Annotated in this window: 12 protein-coding genes; 11 read left to right on the top strand and 1 reads right to left on the bottom strand. The window is 63.0% G+C overall.

Annotated features, from left to right (window positions below; translation table 11 throughout):
* The first annotated feature begins 87 nt into the window (after positions 1 to 87).
* The 3 genes from LB543_RS03800 to trmB all read left to right on the top strand — a co-directional run bounded on the left by LB543_RS03800 (position 88) and on the right by trmB (position 2,669).
* Positions 88 to 507, top strand: coding sequence for a helix-turn-helix domain-containing protein (locus LB543_RS03800; protein WP_127279029.1), 420 nt, complete (start codon positions 88 to 90; stop codon positions 505 to 507).
* A gap of 168 nt (positions 508 to 675) precedes the next feature.
* A complete protein-coding gene (gene metK / locus LB543_RS03795) occupies positions 676 to 1,941 on the top strand; it encodes a methionine adenosyltransferase (RefSeq protein WP_140810938.1) in 1,266 nt (421 codons plus the stop codon).
* 26 nt (positions 1,942 to 1,967) lie between these two features.
* Positions 1,968 to 2,669, top strand: a complete 702-nt coding sequence (trmB, locus tag LB543_RS03790) for a tRNA (guanine(46)-N(7))-methyltransferase TrmB (protein WP_224613095.1) — start codon at positions 1,968 to 1,970, stop codon at positions 2,667 to 2,669.
* 63 nt (positions 2,670 to 2,732) lie between these two features.
* On the opposite strand, the gene LB543_RS03785 is transcribed toward trmB, so the two are convergent.
* A complete protein-coding gene (locus LB543_RS03785) occupies positions 2,733 to 2,897 on the bottom strand; it encodes a hypothetical protein (RefSeq protein ID WP_224613094.1) in 165 nt (54 codons plus the stop codon).
* Between the two features lie 281 nt (positions 2,898 to 3,178).
* On the opposite strand from LB543_RS03785, the gene rimP reads away from it, so the two are divergent.
* The 8 genes from rimP to rpsO all read left to right on the top strand — a co-directional run bounded on the left by rimP (position 3,179) and on the right by rpsO (position 11,842).
* Positions 3,179 to 3,826 carry a ribosome maturation factor RimP gene (rimP, locus tag LB543_RS03780; RefSeq protein WP_140757883.1) on the top strand — a complete coding sequence of 216 codons (648 nt, stop codon included), beginning with the start codon at positions 3,179 to 3,181 and terminating at the stop codon, positions 3,824 to 3,826.
* A 49-nt stretch (positions 3,827 to 3,875) separates the two neighbouring features.
* Positions 3,876 to 5,468 carry a transcription termination factor NusA gene (nusA, locus tag LB543_RS03775; protein WP_140757882.1) on the top strand — a complete coding sequence of 531 codons (1,593 nt, stop codon included), beginning with the start codon at positions 3,876 to 3,878 and terminating at the stop codon, positions 5,466 to 5,468.
* Positions 5,469 to 5,506: 38 nt separating this feature from the next.
* Positions 5,507 to 6,157, top strand: a complete 651-nt coding sequence (locus tag LB543_RS03770) for an RNA-binding protein (protein WP_140757881.1) — start codon at positions 5,507 to 5,509, stop codon at positions 6,155 to 6,157.
* Positions 6,154 to 8,730, top strand: coding sequence for a translation initiation factor IF-2 (gene infB / locus LB543_RS03765; protein ID WP_140757880.1), 2,577 nt, complete (start codon positions 6,154 to 6,156; stop codon positions 8,728 to 8,730). The genes LB543_RS03770 and infB overlap by 4 nt, the downstream gene beginning before the upstream one ends.
* Before the next feature lie 125 nt (positions 8,731 to 8,855).
* Complete coding sequence (rbfA, locus tag LB543_RS03760; protein WP_027142034.1) at positions 8,856 to 9,266, top strand: 30S ribosome-binding factor RbfA; 411 nt, start codon at positions 8,856 to 8,858, stop codon at positions 9,264 to 9,266.
* Entirely contained in the window at positions 9,266 to 10,252 is a 987-nt protein-coding gene (truB, locus tag LB543_RS03755; protein WP_224613093.1) for a tRNA pseudouridine(55) synthase TruB, read from the top strand. The genes rbfA and truB overlap by 1 nt, the downstream gene beginning before the upstream one ends.
* Positions 10,253 to 10,296: 44 nt before the next feature.
* Complete coding sequence (gene corA / locus LB543_RS03750; RefSeq protein ID WP_224613092.1) at positions 10,297 to 11,391, top strand: magnesium/cobalt transporter CorA; 1,095 nt, start codon at positions 10,297 to 10,299, stop codon at positions 11,389 to 11,391.
* A 109-nt stretch (positions 11,392 to 11,500) separates the two neighbouring features.
* Complete coding sequence (rpsO, locus tag LB543_RS03745; protein ID WP_281040214.1) at positions 11,501 to 11,842, top strand: 30S ribosomal protein S15; 342 nt, start codon at positions 11,501 to 11,503, stop codon at positions 11,840 to 11,842.
* Positions 11,843 to 11,978 lie beyond the last annotated feature (136 nt).

Genomic DNA, 11,978 nt, shown 5'->3' with positions numbered 1-11,978 from the left:
CCGGTGGATCGTTCTGTTGGGGCAGTCGCCTCCGGCTTTGTTTGGGCAGGAAAAAATCAAAAGCCGAAAAAATTCGGCGAGGAAAAAATGACAGAAGAAAACAAGAAGAAGCCCAATCCCATCGATATTCACGTTGGAAGCCGGGTCCGGCTTCGCCGCAATATGCTCGGAATGAGCCAGGAAAAGCTGGGCGAGAATCTCGGCATCACGTTTCAACAAATCCAGAAATATGAAAAGGGCACCAATCGCGTCGGTGCCAGCCGTCTGCAGGCGATAGCCTCCATACTCGGCGTGCCAGTCGCCTTCTTTTTCGAGGACGCGCCGGGCCAGGAACTGACGGCCAACCGTGGCTTTGCCGAGGATAGCTCGATGGCTTTCGCCGTCGAATTCTGCGGCAGTCCCGAAGGACTTCAGCTCAACCGGGCTTTTGTCAAGATCGCCGATGTCAAGGTGCGCCGCAGGATCATAGACCTGGTGAAATCGCTCGCCGAGGACGATCTCGACTGATCCGCAATGCGCCTTGCACCGGCGGCGTGCGCCGCCGGTGGCACAAGATATCGCCTCCGACATTCGGGCCAGACCCGCGGCAACGCTTGACGAGCAGCGCTTTGCCCCGCTAACACGTGGCGCGCCAAAATCGGCAGCCTGCCGATCGTTTTTCAAGAGGGGACACCCGTGACGCGGCAGAACTACTTCTTTACCTCGGAATCCGTTGCCGAGGGCCATCCCGACAAAGTCTGTGACCGGATCTCCGACGAAATTGTCGATCTGGTCTATCGTGAAGCCAAGAAGACCGGCATGGACCCGTGGAAAGTCCGTGTCGCTTGCGAGACCCTGGCGACCACCAACCGCGTCGTCATCGCCGGCGAGGTGCGCGTCCCCGAGACGCTCTTGAAGAAGGACAAGGCCGGCAACATCCTCAAGGACGCCGCGGGCCACCCTGTCGTCAACCCGGCGAAGTTCAAATCCGTCGCCCGCAAGGCGATCCGCGAGATCGGCTACGAGCAGGCCGGCTTCCACTGGAAGACGGCCAAGATCGAGGTCCTGCTGCATGGCCAGTCGCCCGACATCGGCCAGGGCGTCGACAACGCCGCCGACCGTCAGGGCGAGGAAGGTGCCGGCGACCAAGGCATCATGTTCGGCTATGCCTGCCGCGAGACGCCGGACCTGATGCCGGCGCCGATCTACTACAGCCACAAGATCCTCGAACTCCTGGCCGCTGCCCGTCACGAAAACAACGGCGAGGCCGGGAAGCTCGGCCCCGATGCCAAGAGCCAGGTCACCGTCCGCTATGTCGACGGCAAGGCCGCCGAGGCGACGCAGATCGTGCTGTCGACCCAGCATCTCGATTCGACCTGGGATTCCAAGAAGGTCCGCAAGGTTGTCGAACCCTATATCCGTGAAGCACTCGGCGACCTCAAGATCGCCGACGACTGCATGTGGTATATCAACCCGACCGGCAAGTTCGTCATCGGCGGCCCGGACGGCGATGCCGGCCTGACCGGCCGCAAGATCATCGTCGACACCTATGGCGGCGCGGCCCCTCATGGTGGCGGCGCCTTCTCCGGCAAGGACACCACCAAGGTCGATCGGTCGGCTGCCTATGCGGCGCGCTATCTGGCCAAGAACGTCGTGGCGGCAAAACTTGCCGACCGCTGCACCATCCAGCTTTCCTACGCCATCGGCGTCGCCCAGCCACTGTCGGTCTATGTCGACCTGCATGGCACCGGCAAGGTCGACGAGGCCAGACTCGAGGATGCGTTGCGCAGCGTGATGGACCTGTCGCCGTCCGGCATTCGCCGTCATCTCGATCTCAACAAGCCGATTTACGCCAAGACGTCGTCTTACGGCCATTTCGGCCGCAAGGCCGGCCGTGACGGGTCTTTCTCCTGGGAAAAGACAGATCTCGCCAAGGCGCTCAAGGATGCCGTCGCGGCCTGATCGCCACGACGGACCCACGCGACCAGATGAGCCAGCAAGACAGGCCAAGCCGCACGACCGAAGCCTTCTTCGGCCGTCGGCGCGGCAAACCCGTTCGCCCACAGCAGGCGGCGGCGCTGCAAAGCGGCCTCGGCGCCTACCGGCTCGATCTGACGGCTGAAGCCCCATCGGATCTGCGAACCTTGTTCAAAACCGACGTTTCGGCGGTTCGGCTCGAGATCGGCTTTGGCGGCGGCGAACATCTCCTGCATCGCGCGACCGAGGCGCCGACGATCGGCTTCATCGGCGTAGAACCCTTCGTCAACGGCATGGCCAAGATGATGATGGCCGTGCGGGCAGCGCCGCTGGCCAATCTCAGGGTCTACGACGACGACGCCACCCAGCTGCTTGACTGGCTGCCACCGGCCTCGCTCGACGGTATCGACCTTCTCTATCCCGACCCCTGGCCGAAGAAGAAGCACTGGAAGCGGCGTTTCGTCAGCCCGGTCAATCTCGACCGTTTCGCGCGCGTCCTGAAGCCGGGCTCAAAATTTCGCTTCGCGTCCGACATCGACACTTATGTGAACTGGACCTTGCTGCATTGCCGCGCGCATGGCGCCTTCGCATGGCAGGCCGCGGAAGCGGCGGACTGGCATCGCTCCTATGAGGGCTGGCCGGGTACGCGCTATGAGGCGAAGGCCATCCGCGAGGGCCGCCGACCGGCCTATCTGACCTTTATCAGGACGTAAGCGAGCCCAACCGGCAATGGCTCCAGCAAGCTGTCGGGAGTCTGGGTTGAGTGCTTATCGCAGTCAGAAACGACCGATCCTGTTGAATACGGCCGGGTCCATGCCGAGATTGCGCAGGTCGTCGGCTCTGGGATTACGCCCGGCTTCCACGGCGCGCGATGCGGCAACGGCGCTGCCGAATGTGGTGAAGAGATCGCCCAAGGTGGAAAATATCTTGCGCTTGCTCATGGCCTTGTCCTTTCGCGCGCCAGCGCGCGCCAATTCAATTCGTTTGATGGCTAACAAATAAGAGCGCCCCACAGGCTCTCACAGGGGGATTGCCGCATGGCGGCCATGCGCCTGGAACAGCCCTGGAGCCACAGGCTTTTGGCCGGTTGGGACTTGAAACACCAGCCCGGATCGTTTATATCGACCTCAAATTCTTGGTCGGTATGACGAAGAGTGGGTCCACCCGGTCCCGCTCTTTTTTATTACCTGCCGATAGGTTCGAAACGAACGACAGGCAATTGATGACTGCAACGGCAAGCGAAGGTGACGACCGCATCATCCGCGAAAGCGGCATCGATGCGCGCATTGCGCTAATCGTCCAGCCGGTGCTGCGCGGCATCGGCTTTCGCCTCGTGCGCGTGCATCTGTCCGGCCAGAACGGGCTGACGCTGCAGATCATGGCCGAGCGCGAGGACGGCACCATGACCGTCGAGGATTGCGAAGAGGTCAGCCGCGCGGTGTCGCCGGCACTCGACGTCGATGATCCGATCGAAAAGGCGTATCATCTCGAAGTTTCCTCGCCTGGAATCGATCGGCCCTTGGTGCGCAAATCGGATTTCGTGACCTGGACCGGTCATCTGGTGAAGATGGAGACGTCGGTCGTCGTCGCTGACCGCAAGCGCTTCAAGGGCAAGATCGCCGAGGCCGGTGAGAACGACGTGCTGATCGAGCGCGACAAGGCGGCCTATGGTGAGGAGCCGACGGTGCGCGTGCCCTACGATGCCATTGCCGATGTCCGGCTGATCCTGACCGACGACCTCATTCGCGAAGCGTTGTCGAAGGACAACCGGGCGCGTAAGGAAGCCAAGAAACGCCGCGGTGAACCGGACGACGATGTGTCCGAAGGTGCGGAGCCGGACGCCACGGAAGAACACGAACAGGAAATTTGATTGAGCTGCCGGGCGCAAAGGTCCGGCGAACAGGCTCGGGAGAAAGAACATGGTTGTAAGCGCCAACAGACTTGAACTGCTGCAGATTGCCGATGCGGTCGCGCGTGAAAAGTCGATCGACAAGTCGATCGTCCTCGCTGCCATGGCCGATGCGATCCAGAAGGCGGCGCGTTCGCGTTATGGCCAGGAGACCAACATCCGCGCCGACATCAACCCGAATACCGGCGAGATGAAGCTGCAGCGGCTGATGGAAGTGGTCGAGAAAGTCGACGACTACGCCACGCAGATCGCCATTTCCTCGGCCCGCGAGCGCAATCCCGACGCCCAGCTTGGCGATTTCATCGCCGAACAGCTGCCGCCGATGGATTTCGGCCGCATCGCCGCCCAGTCGGCCAAGCAGGTCATCGTCCAGAAAGTGCGCGAGGCCGAGCGTGACCGCCAGTATGACGAATACAAGGACCGCATCGGTGAAATCGTCAACGGCACCGTCAAGCGCGTCGAATATGGCAATGTCATCGTCGATCTCGGCCGTGGCGAGGCGATCATCCGCCGCGACGAGCTGATCCCGCGCGAAAACTACAAATACGGCGATCGCGTCCGCGCCTATGTCTACGATGTGCGTCGCGAGCAGCGCGGTCCGCAGATCTTCCTGTCGCGTACTCATCCGCAGTTCATGGCCAAGCTCTTCACCATGGAAGTGCCGGAGATCTATGACGGCATCATCGAGATCAAGTCGGTCGCCCGTGACCCGGGCTCGCGCGCCAAGATCGCCGTCATCTCGCGTGATAGCTCGATCGATCCGGTCGGCGCCTGCGTCGGTATGCGCGGCAGCCGCGTCCAGGCCGTCGTCGGCGAATTGCAGGGCGAGAAGATCGACATCATTCCGTGGTCGCCTTCGGCCGCCTCCTTCATCGTCAACGCGCTGCAGCCGGCGGAAGTCGCCAAGGTCGTGCTCGACGAGGATGCGGAGCGCATCGAAGTGGTGGTTCCCGACGATCAGCTGTCGCTGGCCATCGGCCGCCGCGGCCAAAATGTGCGCCTTGCCTCGCAGCTCACCGGCTGGGACATCGACATCCTGACCGAGGCAGAGGAATCCGAGCGCCGTCAGAAGGAATTCGTCGAGCGCTCCGCGCTGTTCATGGAAGCCCTCGATGTCGACGAGATGGTCGGCCAGGTGCTGGCCTCCGAAGGCTTCACCAGCGTCGAGGAAGTCGCCTATGTCGATGCCGGCGAAATCGCCTCGATCGACGGCTTCGATGAGGATACCGCCTCTGAAATCCAGACCCGCGCCCGCGAATATCTGGAGAAGATCGAAGCCGAGCATGACGAGAAGCGCAAGGCGCTGGGCGTTTCGGATGATCTGCGCGAAATTCCCGGCGTCACCACCGCCATGATGGTGACGCTCGGCGAGGACGGCGTGAAGACGATCGAGGATTTCGCCGGCTATGCCGCCGACGACCTCACCGGCTGGAAGGAACGCAAGGACGGCGAGACCAAGGTCTATCCCGGCGTGCTGGCCAATCACGGCGTTTCGCGCGCCGATGCCGAGCAGATGGTTCTGGCCGCTCGCCTCAAGGCCGGCTGGATCACAGAAGACGAGCTTGCGGCCGAAGAAACGGCTGACGAAGCCGTTGGTGCGTGAGGTGAAACCGCATCGCACACAACCCGCCCTTGGACGAGATGAACGATCGCACCTGCATCGTCACCCGAAAACAGGCCGAACCGGATGAACTGATCCGGTTCGTCGTCGGTCCGGATTCGGCCGTCGTTCCCGATCTCAAGAGAAATCTGCCCGGCCGTGGTTGCTGGGTGAGTGCCGACCGCCTACATATCGAGAAGGCGGCGGCCAAGAACCTTTTTGCCCGCGCCTTCAAGGCACAGGTGGTCGTGCCGGCCGATCTCGGCGGCATGGTCGACGGGTTGCTCTCCAGATCCGCTCTGGGCATGCTGGGCCTTGCCCGCAAGGCAGGCGCGATTTCGCTAGGCGCTACCAAGGTCGAGAGCGCGGTGCGCGGCGGGCTGGCGCTTTTCGTGCTCCACGCAACCGAAGCGTCCGAGGATGGCGTACGCAAGATCAGCCAGGCGCGGCGGGCGACCGTCCATATAGGCGGCCCTTCCATCCTTGCCTACAAACTTTTCTCCGAGGCCGAGTTGAGCTTGGCATTGGGGGGTACAAATGTGATACATGCTGCCGTCCTCGCGGGAGACGCGGGTAAGGCGGTCCAGAAGCGCATGGTTGCGCTCGACCGATATCGGGGCGGAACCCCGGACGATCTTGCAATGCTTGCGGCCGTTGCTGACGAAGATGATGCTGCAGAGGATATGGAATGAACGATACGAAATCGGGCGACGACAAGACGTTGAGTGTTACGCCGAAGAAGACCTTGACGCTGAAGCGCCCCGGCATGGAACAGGGCACTGTGCGCCAGAACTTCTCGCACGGCCGTACCAAGTCGGTCGTGGTCGAGACCAAGAAGCGCAAGTTCTCGCTGCCCGGCGACAAGCCGGAGCTGGCTGCGGCTCCGCCTGCGCCCGTCTTCACGCCGAAGCCGGCGGTCGTGGCGGCACCCGTCGTGCAGGAAGCGCCCAAGGCGCCTCCGCCTCCGCCGCCTCCGGTCGAGCGCAGCGGCATGGTGCTGAACGAACTGTCGCGCAGCGAAATGGAAGCGCGCCGCAGGGCGCTCGAGGGCTCGAAGGTCCGCGAGGTCGAAGACCGTCAGCGCGCCGCCGAAGAGGCCAAGCGCCGCGCCGAGGACGAAGAGCGCCGCAAGCGCGAACGCGAGGACTCCGCGCGCCGCCAGGCCGAGGAAGAGGCACGGTTGCAGACCGAGGCCGAATCGCGCCGTCGCGCCGAGGAAGAGGCACGCCGTCGCGCGCCGCAAGCCGCTGAGTTGGCGACCGCCGACGAGGAGGAAGAGGCCAAGCCGAAGCGGGCGACCGCCGGTGCGCCGGTGCGCCGCCTGGTCACGCCCGAAGTGGCGCGCCCGGCCAAGCCCACCAAGAGCGAGGAAGACCGCCGCCGTGGCAAGCTGACGCTGAATTCCGCGTTGTCCGACGAGGATGCGCGGGCCCGTTCGCTGTCGTCGATGCGTCGCCGCCAGGAAAAATTCAAGCGCGCGATGCACAACGAGCCGCGCGAGAAGGTCATGCGCGAAGTGATCCTGCCCGAGACCATCACCATCCAGGAACTGGCGCAGCGCATGTCCGAGCGCGCTGTCGACCTGGTCAAGTACTTCATGAAGCAGGGCCAGATCCTGAAGCCGGGCGACGTCATCGACGCCGACACGGCCGAACTGGTGGCCACCGAATTCGGCCACACGGTCCGCCGCGTCGCCGAGTCCGACATCGAGGAAGGCCTATTCAACATCGCCGACCGTCCGGAAGACCTCGTGTCGCGTCCGCCGGTCGTCACCATCATGGGCCACGTCGACCACGGCAAGACGTCGCTGCTCGATGCCATCCGCAACGCCAATGTCGTTTCCGGCGAGGCGGGCGGCATCACCCAGCATATCGGCGCCTATCAGGTCGAGAAGAACGGTCAGAAGATCACCTTCATCGACACGCCCGGGCACGCCGCCTTCACGGCGATGCGCGCCCGTGGCGCCCAGGCGACCGACATCGCCATCCTGGTGGTGGCCGCCGACGACAGCGTCATGCCGCAGACGATCGAATCGATCAGCCATGCCAAGGCGGCCGGCGTTCCGATCATCGTGGCGATCAACAAGATCGACAAGCATGATGCCGATCCGCAGAAGGTGCGCTCGGAACTCTTGCGCCACGAGGTGTTCGTCGAATCGATGGGCGGTGAAGTGCTGGACGTCGAGGTGTCGGCGACCAAGGGCACCAATCTCGACAAGTTGCTCGAAGCGATCCTGCTGCAGGCCGAAATCCTCGACCTCAAGGCCAACCCCGACCGCACCGCCGAAGGCGTCGTCATCGAGGCGCAGCTCGACAAGGGCCGTGGTCCCGTCGCCACCGTGCTGGTGCAGACCGGCACCTTGATGCCGGGCGACATCCTTGTCGCCGGCAACGAATGGGGCCGTGTGCGCGCGCTGGTCAACGATCGCGGCGAGCAGATCAAGGAGGCGCCGCCGGCAATGCCGGTCGAGGTGCTCGGCCTTCAGGGAACCCCGCAGGCCGGCGACCGCTTCGCCGTGGTCAACAACGAGGCCCGTGCCCGCGAGATCACCGAATATCGCCAGCGTCTGGCGCGCGAGAAAGCGGTGGCCAGGCATGCCGGCCAGCGCGGCTCGCTCGAACAGATGATGTCGCAGTTGCAGACGAGCGGGCTGAAGGAATTCCCGCTGGTGATCAAGGGCGACGTGCAGGGTTCGATCGAAGCGATCAATGCTGCCCTGGACAAGCTCGGCACCGACGAAGTGCGTGCGCGCATCGTCCATTCCGGCGCCGGCGCCATCACCGAAAGCGACGTCTCGCTAGCGGAAACGTCCGGCGCGGCGATCATCGGCTTCAACGTCCGTGCCAATGTGCAGGCGCGTGCCGCGGCCGCGGCCGCTGGCATCGAGATCCGCTACTACTCGATCATCTACAACCTGGTGGATGATGTGAAAGCGGCTCTGTCGGGCCTGCTGTCGCCGGAGCGTCGCGAGACCTTCATCGGCAATGCCGAGATCCTCGAGATTTTCGACATCACCAAGGTCGGCAAGATCGCCGGCTGCCGTGTCACCGAAGGCAAGGTCGAGCGTGGCGCGGGCGTACGCCTGATCCGCGACAACGTCGTCATCCACGAAGGCACGCTGAAGACCCTGAAGCGCTTCAAGGACGAGGTTTCGGAAGTTCCGGGCGGCCAGGAGTGCGGCATGGCCTTCCAGAACTACGAGGACATGCGCGTCGGCGACGTCATCGAGTGCTTCCGCGTCGAGATGGTGACCCGCACGCTCTGAGTTCGAGTGGCTTGTCGATATCGGGCGGCGGTCGAAAGACCGCCGCCCCAGTGCTATTGAGAATGACCGTTTGAGACATGCGGCACGGTCCTATCCCGCGCCTCACGCTTTCAGGATTGAGAACAATGCCCCGTTCCACGACATCAAGCCCATCCCAGCGCATGCTGCGCGTCGGCGAGCAGGTGCGTCATGCGCTCTCCGAAACCTTGCAGCGCGGCGAGATCATCGACCCGTTGATTGAAAACTCGGTCGTTTCGGTCTCCGAAGTGCGCATGTCGCCCGATCTCAAGATCGCCACCGCCTTTGTTTCGCCGCTCGGCGCCAAGGATGCCGACGCGGTGATCGAGGCGCTGAACAAGCATGCCAAGTTCGTGCGCGGCCGTGTCTCGGGCGCGCTCAGGCAGATGAAATACATGCCGGAGTTCCGCTTCCGGCTGGATACCTCCTTCGACAATTTCGCCAGGATCAACGACCTCTTGAAGTCGCCCGAAGTGGCGCGCGATCTGGATAGCGACGACAACAAGGAAGAAGAATAATGGCGCGTCGCGGCAAGAAGAAGGGCCGGCCGGTCTCCGGCTGGGTGGTGCTGGACAAGCCGGTCGGCATGGGCTCGACCGAGGCCGTCTCCAAGATCAAATGGCTGTTTCAGGCCGAAAAGGCCGGCCATGCCGGCACGCTCGACCCACTTGCCTCCGGCATGCTGCCGATCGCACTCGGCGAGGCCACCAAGACAGTGCCCTACGTGCAGGACGGCGCCAAGGTCTATCGTTTCACCGTTGCGTGGGGTGATGAGCGCTCCACCGACGATCTTGAAGGGCCGGTGACGAAGAGCTCCGACCTGCGTCCGGCGGAAGCCGAAGTGCGGGCGCTGCTGCCGAAATACACCGGCGTCATCATGCAGACGCCGCCGCAATTCTCGGCCATCAAGATTGCGGGTGAGCGCGCCTACGACCTCGCCCGCGAAGGCGAGGCGGTCGACATACCCGCACGCGAGATCGAGATCGGCCGGCTCGATATTGTCGAGCACAAGCCGGACCAGACGATTTTCGAAGTCGAATGCGGCAAGGGCACCTATGTGCGTTCGCTGGCCCGCGACATGGGCCGCGACCTCGGCTGCTTCGGCCACATCAGCGAGCTGCGCCGGGTCGAGGTCGAGCCGTTCACGCCGGAGGACTTCGTCACCATCGCCGAACTCGAGGCCGCCCGCTTCGGCGCCACTGGCGATGAGAATTTGGAAGCGGCCGACGAAGCCGACCCGGCTGACGCGGTGGCCAAGCCGATCGACTTCGGCGCCATCGACACGCTCCTGGTCGACACCTCGGCTGCTCTCGACTGCCTGCCGCAGATCGCCATAAGCGACGATGCGGCGACAAAGATCCGCCTCGGCAATCCGGTCATCATCCGTGGCCGTGACGCGCCGGTGGAGGCCGAAGAGGCCTGCGCGACGTCACGCGGCAAGCTGGTCGCCATCGGCGCGATCGAGCAAGGCATGTTCAAGCCCAAGCGGGTCTTTGCCGGGTGATGCCACTCATCTAGTGTCGGTGCGACATCGCGGCAGAGGGCTCCATGGCAAAGGGTGACACGGTCAAGAAACGTGCGCCGGTGAAGACGAGGCGGCCGCCTGTCGGCGCCTCGCCGGGCACGTTGATCGCCGATCCGGCGGCGCGGCGCTCCGAATTGCGGCTGACCCTGATCTCGCCGCAGAAGTTCAAGACGATCGAGAATGCCAGCATCGACGATGTCGCGGCCAATTGCCGGAAATGGCCGGTCATCTGGCTCGACTGCACAGGCCTCGCCAACATCCAGTTGATCGAGGAGATCGGCCGCATCTTCAGCCTGCATCCGCTGGCGCTGGAGGATGTCGTCAACACCGGCCAGCGGCCGAAAGTCGACTTCTTCGAGGATCACGCCTTCGTCGTCATGCGCATGATCGACGATGTCACGTCGCATCGCTACGAACAGATCGCTCTCTTCCTCGGCGAGAACTTCGTCGTCACCTTCCAGGAGCGCGAGGGCGATCCGTTCAATCCCGTGCGCAAGCGCATCGAGAGTTCGGCGCCCAACCGGCTGCGCACGCGCGGCGCCGACTATCTCGCCTACGCGCTGATCGACGCCATCGTCGACAGCTATTTTCCGCCGATCGAGGCCACCGGCGACCTTGTAGACAGCATCGAGGACCAGATGCTGCATTCGACGCATAAGCATCAGATGCGGCAACTTCACGAATTGCGGCGCGATGCCAATGTCCTGAAAGGCGTGCTATGGCCGATGCGCGATGCGCTGGCGACGCTGATCCGCAACGACGTGTCCTATGTCAGAGCCGAGACCAAGGTCTTCCTCAACGACACGCTCGACCATTCGCTCCGGCTGATCGAGTTGGTCGAGACCCAGCGCGATATGCTGACCGGCCTGATCGAAATGCATCTGTCGCTGAGCCAGGCCCGCACCAACGACGTCATCTCCTATCTTACCATCGTCTCGGTCATCTTCATGCCGCTCACCTTCCTGGTCGGCATCTGGGGCATGAACTTCGACCCCGCGAGCTCGCCTTGGAACATGCCGGAGCTGAAGGCGTACTACGGTTATCCCTTGTCGCTGCTGTTCATGGCTGCCATCGTTGTCGGGCTGATTGCATTCTTCAAATGGAAGAAGTGGCTTTGACTGGGATTGAACCTGCCATTTGAGCGTCAAAAGCCGGCTTGTGAATTGGGCTGGTGTTTTTCGGGGAATTGCACTATATGCGCCGCAGCATTGCGCATTGACGCTTTGCATGCACGGCCCCTGCTGGACGACATCCCGGCTGTGGGCGACCCGTTTCCTCAAACAGATAAGGAAAAACACGATGTCGATTACTGCCGAGCGCAAACAGGAATTGATGGGTGAATTCGCAACCGCCAAGGGCGATACCGGGTCTCCGGAAGTCCAGGTGGCCATCCTTTCCGAGCGCATCAAGAACCTGACCGACCATTTCAAGGACCACAAGAAGGATAACCATTCCCGCCGTGGTCTGCTCGCTCTCGTGTCCCAGCGCCGCAGCCTGCTTGATTATCTCAAGCGCAAGGACGACGCGCGCTATCAGACACTGATCGAGAAGCTCGGTCTGCGCCGTTGACGAATTGACCGGCGGACTTTCCCAGGGAAGTCCGCCGGTCACACATTCTGCCAGTCATATCGGCTGGCCAGACCCGGTTTCGAGCGTGCAGAGGGCCACTCGAAACCGCCCATGGACGGTCATGGGGCAGGATTGC

This window comes from Mesorhizobium sp. ESP7-2 (assembly GCF_020164715.1).
Classification (GTDB): Bacteria; Pseudomonadota; Alphaproteobacteria; order Rhizobiales; family Rhizobiaceae; genus Mesorhizobium.
Note: the sequence above shows the minus strand (reverse complement) of the source record. Positions and strands in the feature narration are given on the sequence as shown.